This window comes from Chitinophaga sp. YR627 (genome assembly GCF_900114995.1).
Lineage (GTDB): Bacteria > Bacteroidota > Bacteroidia > Chitinophagales > Chitinophagaceae > Chitinophaga.
On sequence record NZ_FOUX01000007.1, the window covers coordinates 124237 to 140034 of the forward strand.

Consider the following 15798-nt stretch of genomic DNA (forward strand, 5'->3'; position numbering starts at 1 on the left):
TAATGTCCTGTTATGCGGATACATCCACCCTTTGCTCCAGCTTACGGATAAAGGCCGCTTTTAGCTGCGTAAAGGCGTCATCTTTCGCTTCTGCATAGGAGATGTCATACCTGCGTGTAATGGCCTGCATATCGGCTGGAAACTTACTTAACAGTTTATCATAGTAATGGTCCAGTTCTGAGGCGGTCGGCATTTCATAGGAGATATGCAGCTGGAAACGCCTCATCAGGGCTTTATCTATGATATGTGCATGGTTGGTGGCTGCTATCAGCAATGATTTGTCAGGGAAATAGTCGATCAGCTGTATGAGCGTATTCACCAGGCGTCTCATTTCTCCCACGTCCTTATCGTCATTCCCGCGCGCTTTGCCTACCTGGTCAAACTCGTCCAGAAAAAGTACTGCTTTCTCCCGGATGGCTTTATCGAAGATCTGTTTGATGTTCTGTGAGGTTTCACCGATACGGGCAGATACGATACTACTCAGGTCGAGGATCAGTAAAGGCTTTTTCAGGGCGCTTGCAATTGCCTTGGCGGTGGTGGTTTTGCCACAACCTGAACTACCATGCAGGAGCAGTTTATTGTTCACCGGCAAACCTGCGTTATGCAGTTCTACGATGTAAAAATGCTCTTTAATGAGTTGCCCGAGTCTCGTTTTATTGTCCTGACTTAACAGTACATCTTCAAGCGATACCTGTTCCTTGTCATTTATAAGAAGATCAGAAAGATTCATGTATGTATCCCTGCTTATTTTATCTGTAATTGTTTGCTGCGGCTACTCCTTATGATTTATGGTAATGTGACCTGGATGATCTGCTGATAATGATCTATCTGGTTGGTTTTCAATTATCAGAAAGATTTACAAGCAGCTGCTGTTGAGCTGGTAACCACAGTTATCATAGCTTTTGCGGATGCAAAATTAGGTGAATATGGGGATATCTTCACAATGCCACAATGTATAAATCCAGGTAGTCCAGGGAAATGAGGCGGGTATAGGATATATGGGAGGCAGCTGCACCCGTCTGTGCAGGTACAGCTGCCGGAAAAAGTTTAATTAATGGAAATTGACATTTGTTGTCAGGGTACTGCCGCAATTGCAGGTCTGTACATATACGACAATGTAACCGCCGCCGGGAAGTGTAGCAGAGCCTTCAAACAACGTACAGGTAGAACCACCGGTTTTAGACAGCACGATCAGCTGGGCCGGAGCGGTCGAACCTGATTCTTTGTACCAGGCATGGGCAATGTCGCAGGTGGAACTGGTTTCTACACAGTAATACTTACCGTTCAGGTCATTGAAGTAACTACAGCTGGAATCCGCTTTTTTGGAGGCTTTAACTTTGTCAGTAGCATGGGCAGTTGCAAAAAAGGTAAAGCAGAGTACTAACAGGTACATGAGATGTGTCTTCATAATCGAGGGTTTGGGTACGGGTTAAAAAAATGTCATGCGTAAGGTATGATATTATACCGGTTTTTTAGTGTCGGACTGAATTTTATTTATAAGGAAAGCTATATGAGGAGCTTGTCTTTGGCTGCTGATAACTGTTTGTTGTCAGTTAGTGTATACTTAACCTATAGTCATCCTTCATTGATGTTTCGTTCTGTACGCAGCATTAACGGAACATGATTAATAGCTAAGTATAGAAGAAGTATTGTCTGCAGACACAATGTAAATCATTCCCGCAAATTGAACAAAATATCAATGCCAGTTATTGTACAGTCACCTGATAACAGGGAAATGTCTTAATTTACCATATCTAACAATTCATGAATGGAACAGGGATTTCAAAATGATAGCATATATATTTCCAATGGCGCTCAGTCATCGGTAAAAGCAGCTTATCCTGATATAAAATCACTTTGCAGGATATTCGGGATACTGCTTGTTTACACAATAGGTATCGGAATAGTGGGGGCTATTATAACAACTCTTGCGGGAGATCGTATTTCGCCTGCCATCAGATCATTGTTGGGTTTACTGTCTTATACCATCAGCTTATTACTCACGATCAGATATGCAGCAAAAAGTAGCGGGAAATGGCAGCACAGACCTGTGAATTTGAGTTTTAACAGCATCCAGCCTGTACTGATACCTGTACTGATCATTTGTACCCTGGGTTTGATCGTTGGAATGGAGCGACTGGCGACATTGATACCGATGCCTAAAGTTGTAGAGAAGATGTTTGAAGACCTCTTTAAAAAAGATGTTTTCTCCATTATTACGATTGTTATAGCAGCGCCTTTACTGGAAGAGATCCTTTGTCGTGGTATCATCCTGAAAGGATTACTGCAGCGCTATCCTGCACGCAAAGCAATTATCATTTCAGCTTTGTTCTTTGGGCTGGTACATATGAATCCATGGCAGGCTTTACCCGCTTTCTGCATCGGCCTGTTTATGGGCTGGATCTTCTATAAGACCAATTCCATCATTCCCGGCATCATTGTACATGCTACCAACAATGGAATGGCGGCTTTATTCCTGTTTTTTCCCGGCGACAAGCAGGATCTGTTAAGTCTTGTGGGAATGCCTTATTATATCATCCTGTGTGTATCAGCGGCACTTCTTGTTGCTTTATCCTGCCTCTATATTCATAAGAAAGCACGGGCGCTTACGCCTGCTGATAAGGAGATCAGCGCAGTTCAACCCCTGTCTGCAGATCTCCGATAAGAGATCCCCATACGATTTAGGGTCGGTCATAAATTAAAGAAAATCATAAAGTTATAGTAGGCTGATTGCCGGAAACTGCTTAAATGAGGCATTTCCGGAGTCGGCTTTTAGCATTATTTTAGGTTATTCTATCAATAACCAGACAGGCGGCGTCTCAGGCGCCAGACACAATATCAACCTTTTACGTTTTCGACACTTTATTAACAGCTATTGTTTCCGTTAATGCGAATACATTAAGAACGTTTTAGCCCGGATAACCCCAGTTCTTCCGGACATTGAAGATGACCACAATTGAATCTACCGACAGGCTTTTAGTAAACCAAAGACACGAAATCTGATTTCAGACAGCCCCCTTAGTTCCATTGGAGCTTAACGAACCATTTCTTTCTTGACTCAACTTAAAAACATTGTCCATGGCTACCATTCAACCGGAGCACTACCGGAAAGACATTGACGGACTCAGAGCGGTTGCTGTCCTGTCAGTAATCATTTTTCATATGGGATATCTCCCCAACGGATATCTGGGTGTTGACATCTTTTTTGCGATCAGCGGCTACTTAATCACAAAGATCGTCTACAATGAAGCCCTTGAAGACCGCTTCTCTATTGTCAATTTCTATATGAGAAGGATCAGGCGTATCATACCACTGGTGTTGTTTACCACCTTTATCGCCCTGGTAATAGGGATGTTGGTCATGCTACCAGATGATCTGGAAAATCTCAGCCAGTCCGTCATCGCAACCAACCTCTTTGCCAATAACATCTTATTGCTAAAGACAGTCGGCGACTACTGGGATATCTTCAATGATTATAAACCCCTTATGCACACCTGGAGTCTGGGTGTGGAAGAACAGTTTTATGTGATCTATCCCCTGATCTTCCTCTTCCTCACCGGTGCAAGAAAGAAATGGATACTGCCTTTGCTGATCACCCTAACGGTTGTTTCCCTGTTGCTCTTTCTGTCAACCTCCAATGTCTCCTCCCGGTTTTATCTGATCCAGTACCGTTTTTTTGAACTGGCACTGGGTGGTTTGGGAGCGATCTTTTTTAGTAACAGAACGATTGATAACCGGTATAAAATTGGTTTTCTTTTTATTATATTATGCGTGCTGCTGTTTGGTGTGTATCTCCCACCGGTGCTTAATCTGCTCTTAGTAGTGGTTGCTGCGGTCGGCTTACTATTACCCGGCAATACAAGTGAAGGACTGACGAATACTTTTCTGGAGAATAAATATATGGTCTGGATAGGCAAGATCAGTTTTAGTCTGTATATGTGGCATCAGATCGTTTTAGCCTATAGCCGTTACTTCGTACTGGATAGAATTGATATTGCCAGTGCGGTGGTACTCTTTCTGATCATATTGCTATTGTCTGTTTTATCTTATCAGTTCATAGAACAGCCCTTCAGAAACAAGGCAAAGGTTGGCAGCAGGATGCTCCTATCTGTTTCTGCGGTGTTGCTGATATTGACGTCTGTGTCTTCTCTCTTTTTGTATATGAGAGCAGGTATCATTAGAGATGTGCCGGAACTGGGATTATATGCGGGAAATGATGAAGGAGCTGCGAAGGGGCATTTACACCAGGCCTATAATTCCAGGATCTATGACCTGGATAAACTATATGCAGGTGACAGAAAGATCAAGACCCTGGTGATCGGCAACAGCTATGCGCGGGATTGGTCGAATATCCTGCTGGAATCCAAATATGGACAGGACCTGGATATCTGTTATACATACGATATCAATGCCTGTAAGAATATTAAGGAACGTCTTGCTAAAGCAGATGTTATTTTCTTCACAGAAATAAGAGTAGATACTTTCCGGGCATTGACACAACGCTATGATATTGACACGACGAAAGTATGGATCGTTGGTAATAAAAATTTTGGTACCAATAACGGGATCTTCTACAGAAGGAGAGGGGACAATAACTATTGTACCCAACGGGTGAATATTCGTCAGCAGGCGCTTAAAATTAACAATGACCTGAAATCACAATGGGGCAGCAGATACATCGATCTGATCAGCATGGTGATCGATGAACAGGGCAAGGTACCCGTATTTACAGATAGCTGTATGTTCATCAGTCAGGATACCCGGCACCTGACCCGTGCAGGGGCGATTTATTTCGCCCGTCTGATAGATCATAACCAGTCGTTTACCTTACTGAACAGACCCTCCAGCGGACCAACCGCCAGTGCAGTATATTAAAAACGCTATTCAACGGAATACATCGTTGCTTTATCAGGAGCCTTCCAATACAGCCGGGCATCTTTGCTCATGAGCAGGTCCCGGCTGTAAAACCGGAGGATATACTCCTTTCTGAGAAATGCCTGCTGCATAAAGGTAGATAGTGTCTTGTCGGTAAGTTCGCAGACCTTGGCTGTTAGCAAATAATCCGCAATCGTACGGGTGTAGAACAGGGTGATCGTCTCATGATAACCTGCATCTGCCGTATTTTTCCCGCCTATGCTTTCATTGTATCTTTTGATCCCGCTTCTTATCTTTTCAATAGCCTGTGGTAAAGGCAATTGCGTACAGTACCAGAGTGCCATGACAAAATGATTGACATGTGTCCATTCTTCTTTGGGCAGTGTACAGGCTTCAAATTTTTCAATCAGTAAACCGAGTTGAGTGACGTTCATATCAGCATGCTTTGGAGTTAATTTCTTCTTTATAACTTCTGAGGATGATGGTAGTACTCGTACGTGTAATCCCTTTGATGGTTTTTATCTTATTGACCAGCAGGTTTTCTAGTGCCGCAGTATCGGTTACCAGGACCTTTAACAGCAGGTCATAATCACCTGCCACATGGTGACACTCCAACACTTCATCTATTGCGGTGAGCTGGTCTTTTACGTTGGTATTTTTGGAGTGGTCGATCCAGACATTGATAAAAGCGAGTAAACGCAGGGAAAGCTTTTCTCTGTTCACCCGGATGGTGTAGCTGTCAATGATACCCGACCGGCTAAGCTTTCGGAGTCTTTCTGTAACTGCGGGGAGAGAGAGGTTTATTTTCCGGGCAATATCGGCGCCGGTGATGCGTGCATTTTCTATCAGTAGCCGGAGGATCTTACTATCAAACTTATCCATAGTTTTCTTGTATGATTGTAAGACAAAGCTACTATAGTCTTTATTATATATGGCATATTGCCATCAGAACAAGCGGATATTCGTATTTTATTTACTAAATATTAAATATCGCCTGTTAAAACAGTTGCAGGTTCAGTAATAAGTAAAGATACTTAGGCTTCCTGTTGCTGCAGTGCCATGCTGAGCATCTCATACAGTTCTTCCTGTATGTCAACGCCTTTGTTATTATTATACCAGTTCTGCATTTCTACTTTGATCGTTTCAGAAGACGCCTGGTTGCTTAATAACGTTTTATACATGATCTGACAATCTTTCGGCCGTGGTCCCCAGGTACCGATGTCTTTTCCATCTGCATCACGTACTACGAGCTTTGGAATGGACCGGGTGCCATTGGTCAGGTAATGCTCAATGTTGTATGGTTCGCTGTCTCTTAATTCAAATGAGAGATCGATCAGTGGGTTCAGGTCTGCCATCATTTTCATGAAAGGCACACTATGTGAGGCATCACCACACCAGGCCTCTGTAATCACGATCCACTGCTGTGGCGTTGTGATCTTCTTCACCAGTTCAATCAGTTTAGGAGATAGTTTCCCTGTTTTAAACCAGCGGCTCATGCGCGAGCGGTTCAGTTTCACATATTCAAGATATGCATGATTGCTGTATGGTGCGGTATGTTCTTCGGCGCTTTTAGATAAAATATCATCAAACAGCGCCTGATATTCCGTAAAGGTCATATACTTTAAATTACTTAAAAAAACGGTACAAAGATCCTGCATTAGCATTTAATATAACGGTACTAATCGGAGAATATATGGTAGAAATGGGGGTTGGGAATGACACTATATTGCTTTTTTTAGTTAGTACTACTATTTTAGATGCCTTCTTTTTTACATGTTTAAATGCATATTTAATAGTAATTTTTTGTTAAAGTGATTGTTAAGAAATCCCTCAGGTTTGTATAAAAGGCCCCGAGTCACTATATTTGCGAAAGTGGATATAGTGAACAGTTTAAGAAACAAATCAACAAAGGGGATAATATGGATGCTGCTGATGACGGTGTTCACCGTTAAATCCTGCGAGTTTCTTATTGATTACTATACCGCTTATAAGTCTTGTGACATCGAGAATACGAATAACGACGAAACTCGCGGTCCCGATACAAACGAGGACTGTTTCAATAAAAGCGCAAAAAAGCTTTTTTCTTATTTTGAGAACGACTTAAATTTTACAGTTACCTGGGCAACTCCTCCATCCACTTTTAGGTGTGTGTACAGCTACACAATCTTTAAAGAACCGCTCAGGGATGTTCTCACGCCACCTCCACTCCATATAGCCTGATATTACATGTAAGGACGCAACGTGCTTTCCCGTACACCGGGTAGGTTCGTATTGGCTGATAATGCCATGTTTTAGCTTGTTTTGGCGCATAACAGTAATGTCTATGCGTAAGGGGATTGTCATGTGTATAGATCCCGCAGACAAGCGTATGCAACATTGTAGTATCACACGCTAAGTAGTTTATTTATTACCGGATATTAATATCTTTTTATGAAGAATAAGAAGCATGCCAATGCTCCTTCGCCCTGGCAAAGACTGGTGCGTTTGTTACATCATGAGCGTAGTTCCATTAACTACATCTTTATTTATGCCGTACTGATCGGTATCATCGGACTGACACTGCCTTTGGGAACGACGGCGGTATATAATCTGTTGTCCAATGGATCTATGTATAGCTCAACCTACATACTGATAGCTGTAGTATTGATAGGTGTGGTGATTGTGGGCGCACTTTTAATTGGCCAGCTCACACTGGTGGAGTTTATCGAACAGAAAATATTTGCAAAGGCGTCGATGGAGTTCGCCTTCCGTTTGCCGCGTATTAAAAAAGAAGAGTTACACGGTGAACATCCGCCGGAACTGGTGAACCGCTTTTTTGATATCCTCACTATTCAGAAAGGGCTGACAAAACTGCTGGTGGACATTGTCGCTGCTGCTGTTCAGATATTTTTCAGTGCGATACTCCTTTCGTTTTATCATCCTGTATTCATGGCCGTAGGACTCTTTGCCTTACTGGCGATTGCGTTGGTGATCCTGTTGTATTACAAACAGGGGGTACAGACCAGTATAGAAGAATCAGGGCATAAATACGAACTGGTGGCACACCTGGAGGATGTAGCTGCTGACCTGGATAAATACCGTGGTAAGCCTGAAATGATGGAGAAAGTGGCGAGGACCACGGACGAGATCACCGCCCGTTATCTCATGGCCCGTAATGACCATTTTAGTGTACTGAAGAAGTTCTTTATCAGTTCTATCGCCCTGCGTACCATTTTAATGGGTGGATTGCTGCTCCTGGGTTCGTTTTTCGTAGTAGAAAGACAAATGACCTTCGGACAGTTTGTGGCTGCGGAAGTGATCATTGTACAGATCAGCTACGCAGTAGAAAAACTGATGACGAACCTGAACACTGTTTTTGACATGGTTACCGGTAGCGAGAAACTGGCTGTAGTAACTGATCTTGAATTAGAGGAGGGAAAATAAAATGGGGAAATTAGCACATACCAGCTTACACGATAAGCAGATAGAAACACTGGCGCCACAGTCACAGTCAGAACTGATCAAAGTAAAAGGTTCACGTATACTGGGCAGGATCATCACCGTTTGCCTCATCCTGCTGATCATTATTTTATTCCTGCCCTGGCGGCAGACGATCCCCGGTAAAGGGACGGTAACAGCGTTAAGACCGGAGGACCGTCCGCAGACCGTACAGAACCAGATCGGTGGTCGTATCGAACGTTGGGCCGTACGTGAAGGACAGGAAGTGAAGAAAGGGGATACCATACTTGTCATATCAGAGACAAGCCAGTCTTATTTCGATCCGGAACTACCTCTACGTCTGGATGAACAGCTGGAAGCAAAGAAAGGTAGCGAAGCAGCCGCTTTACAGAAAATGGATGCCACCAATGCACAGATACAGGCGCTGGGCAGCGGACTCCGTTATCAGTTATCAGCTGCCGAAAACAAAGTACATCAGTCGGAGAACTATGTCAAGATAGACAGCGCTGATCTTGTGGCCGTGCAGAACTTTTATGAGACCTCAAAAGCGCGTTTACAGCGTTATGAGTCCGGTTATAAAAACGGATTGTTCTCTCTGACAGATATAGAAACCCGTCGCCTGAAATTACAGGAAGACCAGGCCAAAGTGATCGGGCAGCAAAACAAGCTCAATAACTCAAAACAGGCGTTATTGAATGCCCTGATCGACCTGGATAATATTAAAGCCAAGTACCAGGAATCACTGGCAAAAGCACAATCCGATATGAGTTCGGCTTTGTCCAGTCGTGCGAGTGTACGCGGAGAGATCGCCAAGTTGCGTAATGATATCTCCAATATATCTATCCGCCGGGCACTCTACATCGTGCGTGCACCACAGGACGGATTTGTGGTGAAGACGCTGAAGGCAGGTATTGGTGAGAATATCAAGGAAGGAGAATCCATCGCCACACTGCAACCCCTGCATCCACAGGTGGCGGCAGAGTTGTATGTCAATGCGATGGACGTACCATTGATCCTGGATACCAGCGATGTACGTCTGCAATTTGAGGGCTGGCCTTCTGTGCAGTTCTCGGGCTGGCCATCAGTAGCGGTAGGTACTTTCGCCGGTAAGGTATGGGCGATCGACCGTGTGAGCAGCAATGGCGGTAAATACCGTCTGCTGATCAAACAGGCAGCTCCGGTACCAACGAACGATGAACCATGGCCTATACAGCTCAGACAGGGCTCAGGCGTGTATGGTCGTATTATTCTCCGCTCTGTACCCTTATGGTATGAGATCTGGCGACAGCTGAATGGCTTCCCGCCAAGTCTGGAGAAAGAACCTGCTGAGAAAGAGTCGGGTAAGAAATGATAAAGCCGGTGTACACTTTATAAATATGAAGATGAAACTAAAACGTTATTTAGCTGCCGGCTTGTTCGTATTACTGCTGTTGCGGGTAAGCGCCTTTGCGCAGACCACGCCGGTGGCGGATACTGGCAGGATGTTTTCGCTGGAAGACCTCGAAGGAATTGTTTTCAGGCATCATCCTATCGTAAAACAGGCGGCATTACTAAGCGATATCGCAAAGGCCAATGTGTTGCAGTCCCTCGGGTATTTTGACCCGGCACTGAAAGCGTCACTGGGACGTAAGTTATTTGGCAATACAGAATACTATAATAACTGGGGTGGCGAACTGAAAGTACCACTCTATGTGGCAGGGGCAGACCTGAAGGTAGGGCATGAACGCAATGTGGGGCCCTATACAGCACCCGAAACATATACCGGGACATCGGGACTTACCGCAGTCGGTCTGAGTATACCTTTAGGGCAGGGCCTCCTGATAGATGCGCGCCGCAGTACCCTCTGGCAGGCCAGAACAATGGTTAATTACGCAGAAGCGGACAAGGTGAAGCAGATCAACGGCGTATGGTTTGAGGCAGTTAAGGACTACTGGAACTGGTATTATGCCTACAGGGAATATATGCTCGTTAAAGAAGGGGTTGATCTGGCTATGAAACGCTTTCGTGCGGTAAGCAGTCAGACGCTCATGGGAGACAAACCTCCCATTGATTCTATAGAGGCGGGTATTACTGTTCAGGACAGAGAGATACAGCTGGCAAAAAGCGTCATAGAAGTGCAGAATGCCATGCTGATACTTTCCAATCATCTGTGGAATGAAAACGGGGCACCGCTGGAACTACCCCTTACTGCCATCCCGCAGGAGGTAGATCAGGACCTGAATCTGCCCAACAGGAACCTGCTGGATACTTTATTAGGGCAGGCTGACAGACAGCACCCGGAACTGGTAAAGCTGCGGGCGAAGGGCGATCAGCTGGATATTGAACGCCGTTACCGGCAGGAACTGCTGAAACCTAAGGTAAACATCAGTGGTGCATTATTGTCCAGACGCAGGGACTTCGGTTCCCATATACCGGATTACTACGACTTTAACTGGAGTAACTACAAGGTAGGCGTAGAGGTCGCATTTCCGCTGTTTTTACGCTCAGAGCGGGGTAAACTGAAAGAAGTAAAGATCAAACAGCAACAGGTAGATTATGACCTTTTGCAGTCCGGCAGGGAGATCAGTAATACCATTACGGCATCATATAACAGTCTGACGGCCTATAAATCTCAAATGACCGTTCAGATCCAGAGTATCAACAATCAGCAGATCCTGCTGACCGGTGAGTTACAGAAGTTCGATCTGGGGGAGAGTACGCTATTTCTGATCAATAGCCGCGAAAGCAAGCTGATTGACATGAAAATAAAGCGGGAGAGCATTATATCAGGTTATCAGAAGAAACTGGCCGAACTGTACTATAAAGCAGGTACAAGACAGCCCCAACAGCACTTATAAACAGGAAGCGTGCGCCCGTGGCGGACAAACATATCGATGGCGATCCCGGTTACTTCAGTAGCCGGGATTTTTGTTGCAGGACTTTTTACACCACGATCCTAAAAACTAGATACTTCACCATTTATTCCATATCCCATGACTGATATTTGCAGTAAGTAATACTTAACAGGGTTGATATGGGAAAAAGCATTCCAGAGAATTATTTAAGCCGGAAAGCGGAAATAGCTGCACAATTCATGCAGGTACTGAATAACCATATAGATGATTTTATGGCAGGACGGATCCATAAGATGTATGAACTGAAAGAGATTGCCCAGGTGATGTGTCTGCATCCCGGACATGTGAGTCATATTGTGAAGTTACACACCGGGCATCACGCCTGCTACTTTTATGAACAGCGTATCCTGGAAGAAGCAAAAAAGCTGTTGGCAGATCCTTCATTGCCCATTAAAAATATAGCACATCGGCTGGACTACGATGTATCCAATTTTACCAAGTTCTTCAAACGATTTACCGGACAAACCCCTTCCGCATATAGAAAGTCATTATCAGATAGCTGAGCGACAAACAATTAAAACAAATCAATAGGATGAATCAATCAGAAATTATCATCGGAAAACATACCTCATCTCCACTAACTGTCAGAAAGCCTGGTTACGGTACCATGCGGTTGACCGGACAGGATGTGTGGGGAGAACCGGCAGACCGGAACGGTGCTATTCAATTATTAAGGAGAGCAGCAGACCTGGGCGTCAACTTTTTTGATACAGCGGATTTCTATGGTCCGGGTATTACCAATAAGTTGCTGGCGGATGCTTTTTATCCTTACTCCGGCGATCTCATATTCGCGACAAAGGTAGGCGCTATCCGCGGAGCAGATAAAAGCTGGCAACCATATGCCAGACCAGAAGAACTGCGTAAAAGTGTTGACAATAATTTAAAGGAGTTAAAACTGGAGCAATTGCCTTTAGTACACCTGGGAAAACGACAGGGTAGTACGGGGGACTATGGAGCATCTTTAGATGCGATGATAGCCTTGCAAAAAGAAGGAAAGATCCTGCATCTTGGACTGACCAATGTGAATGTAGAACAATTTAAATATGCCACAGCGAAAACCAGTATCGCCACGGTAGAGAATTTATATAGTTATACCCAGCGGGTTACTGATCCGGAAAGTCCTTATGCTTTTCAGGGGGGCGAAGTACTGACATACTGTGAACAGCAGGAGATAGCGTTCATTCCATTCTTCTCACTGCAAACATCGTTACCCACTGAACAGGAAAAACTCAAACAGGTAGCAGATGCGCATGGTCTTTCCGTGGCGCAGCTGAACCTTGTCTGGCTGCTGCATAAATCGGAATGGATATTACCAATACCTGGTACAACATCTATCAGACACCTGGAAGAAAATATTGCGGCAGCCAATGTATCACTTTCAAAAGAGGAAATGGATTTTCTTGGATAAGTTAAATGCTTCACGCTCATTTATAAATAGCCTTCGTATCAATTCGAAGGCTATTTTTATGTCAACTGTAAGTGATCATTATGGGATATTTTCTCCTGCATCGGGGTTGCAGAGATGGAAAAATATGTGTACTTTCGTATAGTTAGTTGCCCCCATTGAATTTTTTGAAAATGGACATACAAAAAATTACTATTTACCTTATTCCGTTTTAGCTGCTTTAATGAAAAAATAATATTGTTGACCTCCGAAACCCGCCACCAGATGTGTTTTCCTGATTGCGTAAAATGTTTTCCGCTTTTGATTACCGCACTCAACGCAGATGATGCAAATTTGTGACGCTTAGTTAATCCGTTAAGCATTTTATAGCATTAAAAGACGACTTTTTGCATGTTGTTGTTACCCGATTCTGTAACAACATATGTCAGACCCTTATTTAATCATTTCATTCTTCAACCTTGACGTTAAAACATTTTATTGAATGAGACCCTTAGACGTGACACCCACAATTAGCCCAGGAGCGCAGGAGCCCCGCGTAATGCATTTTGCTGCTGCACCTCCTTTACAGCCTTTGATAATAGATATCACTGAAGAAGAAAAACTGGAAATTACCTACATCGGGAAAAAGCTCAAAAGAAAGTATAAAAGCTATGATGATCCCGGTTTCATTTCAATGCTGCACTTAAATGCCTACACGCTGCTACCGGAGCGTATAGCAAAGGTGCTGAGTAATTTTGGTACAGACTTTTCCGACCAGCAATACGGAGCTGTCGTATTGCGTGGATTAATAGAAATAGGTCAGGATGAATTAGGCCCTACACCACGTTCCTGGCAGGAAACCGATTATGAGAAGATCATGGAGTATGGCTTCATTTCCTCCTTGTTACATGGAGCAGTGCCATCCAAACCCGTAGAGTATTTCGCACAGCGAAAAGGCGGAGGTTTAATGCACGCTATCATTCCTGATGAGAATATGAGCTTTACACAAACAGGATCAGGTTCCCGCACAGATCTTTTTGTACATACAGAAGATGCTTTCCTGCATAATGCGGCTGATTTCCTGAGTTTTCTCTTCCTGCGCAATGAAGAACGCGTACCTTCCACCTTGTATTCTATCCGCTCTCATGGCCGGCCGGACGCCATCCTGCAGGAGCTTTTCAAGCCGATATATAAGTGTCCGAAGGATGCGAACTATGCTGCTGATGAAGCGATTGGAGAAGATATCCGCACTTCTGTATTATATGGTAGCAGATCGGCTCCTTTTATGCGCTTTGATGCGGCGGAACAGATCTATAATGAAGACGCCAGGCAGGATCCTGAAGCCCTGAATAATCTGAAGAGATTCTGGGAAGAAGCCCGCAAACTGATCTATAACGACTTCGTTCCTGCATCAGGAGACCTGATCTTTGTTAATAATCATCTTTGCGCCCATGGCCGGAATGCTTTCCTGGCGGGCTTCAGAGAAGAGAATGGTCAGCTGGTGAAATGCGAACGCCGTCTTATGTTACGTATGATGAGCAAAACCAGCCTGATTAACATCCGTGAAGTAACCCACCCCGAAAATCCTTATCTCATCATGGAAGAGCACTACGGAAAAGTATACAGCTCTCACCTGGCAAACCTTTAATCAAACCCGGAAAAATAGCATCCACATATGAGTACTACCGCATTTGCAGGCTGGGAACAGCCGCTGCAGGACATTGTATTGCCTGTACAAGAGACCTATAAAGATATTTTTCACCAGGGATCAGCCGCTGAATATGAAAACGCCATCAATGGTGCGCGGGAACTGGTCACTAATTTCCTGCACAGGAATCGTCAGCCTTTCAGCGGCGTCTCTTCTACTGCATTGAAAGCGGCATTTGCAGCAGTAGATTTTGATACTCCATTACCTGATTACGAAAGTCTGCTGCAGGAAGTGCAGGAGCTATATGTAAAACACGCTACTGCTTTTCATCTGCCCGCCTACATCGCTCACCTGAATTGTCCGGTAGTGATACCAGCAGTTGCTGCTGAAGTACTGATCGCTGCGATCAACTCTTCTCAGGATACCTGGGACCAGAGTGCAGGTGGCACATTGATGGAACAACAGCTGATCAGCTGGACGGCCCGTGAGATCGGCTTCGGGACAGTAGCGGATGGTGTATTTACAGCAGGCGGCTCACAGAGTAATCTGATGGGTTTATTGCTTGTAAGAGACCATTACGCCATTACAAATGGTGGTCATAATATTAAGAAAGCGGGATTACCTGCGGATGCATCCCGTTATCGCATATTCATCTCGGAAAAAGCGCATTTCAGTAACCATAAAGGTGCTGCATTGTTAGGACTGGGAGAGCAGGCACTGGTAGAAATAAAAACAGATGCACGCTTCCGTATGGATGCGGAATTGCTGGAAGCAGCGATTGCCAGAGAAATACAACAGGGTAATATTCCTATTGCGGTCGTAGCTACCGCTGGTACCACTGATTTCGGTAACCTCGATCCGCTCGCTGATATAGGCCGTATTGCAGCAAAATACAACCTGTGGTATCATATAGATGCCGCCTATGGATGTGGTCTGTTGCTGACGGAGAAGTACCGGCATTTACTGAACGGCATGGAAACCGCCCATTCTGTAACGATCGATTATCATAAATCTTTCTTCCAGCCCATCAGCAGCAGTGCTTTTATCGTAAAGGATAAACAATACCTGCGCTTGTTACGCATGCATGTTGACTACCTCAATCCAAAGGATGAAGATTATGATGATCTGAATCAGATCAATAAATCCATCATGCAGAGTACCCGCCGTTTTGATGCGCTCAAGCTGTGGTTCACCTTACGACTGATGGGCAAACAGAAACTGGGGGCCTATACGGAAACGATCATTGAAACAGCGGAAAAGGCAGCAGAAGTTATCGGACTGGACCCTGAACTGGAATTACTGAGTTATTCAGATATCGGTGTGATCCTGTTCAGATATGCACCGGAACAGTATAATCCTGCTGATCTGGATGCCCTCAATCAATACATCAAGAAGACGATGTTCAATACCGGACTGGTATTAGTGGCAAGTACGCGTGTCAATGGCAACTTCTATCTGAAATTCACGATGCTGAATCCGTTGACCACCCTGGACGATGTACACTTCATCCTGAACACCATTAAAGAGACCGGTGCTGCATGGCGCCAATAAAAGCCCGA

The 15798-nt window shown here is 44.5% G+C and carries 14 protein-coding genes; 9 read left to right on the top strand and 5 right to left on the bottom strand.

All coding sequences use genetic code 11. From position 1 onward, the window contains the following. Positions 1-10: 10 nt before the first annotated feature. Together BMZ72_RS32700 and BMZ72_RS32705 are read right to left on the bottom strand one after the other, a co-directional pair. Positions 11-730 carry an AAA family ATPase gene (locus BMZ72_RS32700; RefSeq protein WP_089815141.1) on the bottom strand — a complete coding sequence of 240 codons (720 nt, stop codon included), beginning with the start codon at positions 728-730 and terminating at the stop codon, positions 11-13. A 321-nt stretch (positions 731-1051) separates the two neighbouring features. After that, positions 1052-1408: a hypothetical protein gene (locus BMZ72_RS32705; protein ID WP_143087849.1), complete on the bottom strand. Its 357-nt coding sequence runs from the start codon at positions 1406-1408 to the stop codon at positions 1052-1054. 360 nt (positions 1409-1768) lie between these two features. Between BMZ72_RS32705 and BMZ72_RS32710 the strand changes: the two genes are divergently transcribed. Together BMZ72_RS32710 and BMZ72_RS32715 are read left to right on the top strand one after the other, a co-directional pair. Then, entirely contained in the window at positions 1769-2665 is an 897-nt protein-coding gene (locus BMZ72_RS32710; protein WP_089815145.1) for a CPBP family intramembrane glutamic endopeptidase, read from the top strand. Between the two features lie 413 nt (positions 2666-3078). After that, positions 3079-4875 (top strand): acyltransferase family protein, encoded by a 1797-nt coding sequence (locus BMZ72_RS32715; RefSeq protein WP_089815147.1) that lies wholly within the window; start codon positions 3079-3081, stop codon positions 4873-4875. A 5-nt stretch (positions 4876-4880) separates the two neighbouring features. Here the strand turns inward: BMZ72_RS32715 and BMZ72_RS32720 are convergent, their stop codons facing one another. From BMZ72_RS32720 to BMZ72_RS32730, 3 genes are all read right to left on the bottom strand, one after another. Continuing rightward, a complete protein-coding gene (locus tag BMZ72_RS32720; protein WP_089815149.1) occupies positions 4881-5309 on the bottom strand; it encodes a hypothetical protein in 429 nt (142 codons plus the stop codon). 1 nt (position 5310) lies between these two features. Continuing rightward, positions 5311-5757 (bottom strand): Lrp/AsnC family transcriptional regulator, encoded by a 447-nt coding sequence (locus tag BMZ72_RS32725; protein ID WP_089815151.1) that lies wholly within the window; start codon positions 5755-5757, stop codon positions 5311-5313. 152 nt (positions 5758-5909) lie between these two features. After that, positions 5910-6491 carry a thioredoxin family protein gene (locus tag BMZ72_RS32730; protein ID WP_255373355.1) on the bottom strand — a complete coding sequence of 194 codons (582 nt, stop codon included), beginning with the start codon at positions 6489-6491 and terminating at the stop codon, positions 5910-5912. An 814-nt stretch (positions 6492-7305) separates the two neighbouring features. Between BMZ72_RS32730 and BMZ72_RS32740 the strand changes: the two genes are divergently transcribed. The 7 genes from BMZ72_RS32740 (at position 7306) to BMZ72_RS32775 (ending at position 15790) form a co-directional block, all read left to right on the top strand. After that, on the top strand, positions 7306-8298 hold the full coding sequence (locus tag BMZ72_RS32740; RefSeq protein ID WP_089815157.1) for an ABC transporter transmembrane domain-containing protein: 993 nt from the start codon (positions 7306-7308) through the stop codon (positions 8296-8298). A gap of 1 nt (position 8299) precedes the next feature. Beyond that, on the top strand, positions 8300-9664 hold the full coding sequence (locus tag BMZ72_RS32745; protein ID WP_089815159.1) for an HlyD family secretion protein: 1365 nt from the start codon (positions 8300-8302) through the stop codon (positions 9662-9664). A 25-nt stretch (positions 9665-9689) separates the two neighbouring features. Further along, complete coding sequence (locus BMZ72_RS32750; protein WP_255373356.1) at positions 9690-11150, top strand: TolC family protein; 1461 nt, start codon at positions 9690-9692, stop codon at positions 11148-11150. A 176-nt stretch (positions 11151-11326) separates the two neighbouring features. Next, positions 11327-11710 (top strand): helix-turn-helix domain-containing protein, encoded by a 384-nt coding sequence (locus BMZ72_RS32755; RefSeq protein WP_089815161.1) that lies wholly within the window; start codon positions 11327-11329, stop codon positions 11708-11710. Positions 11711-11739: 29 nt separating this feature from the next. Then, positions 11740-12615, top strand: coding sequence for an aldo/keto reductase (locus BMZ72_RS32760; protein ID WP_089815163.1), 876 nt, complete (start codon positions 11740-11742; stop codon positions 12613-12615). 478 nt (positions 12616-13093) lie between these two features. After that, a complete protein-coding gene (locus tag BMZ72_RS32770; protein ID WP_089815167.1) occupies positions 13094-14239 on the top strand; it encodes a Fe(II)-2OG oxygenase family protein in 1146 nt (381 codons plus the stop codon). 27 nt (positions 14240-14266) lie between these two features. Continuing rightward, positions 14267-15790, top strand: a complete 1524-nt coding sequence (locus BMZ72_RS32775; protein WP_089815169.1) for a pyridoxal phosphate-dependent decarboxylase family protein — start codon at positions 14267-14269, stop codon at positions 15788-15790. Positions 15791-15798: the final 8 nt, after the last annotated feature.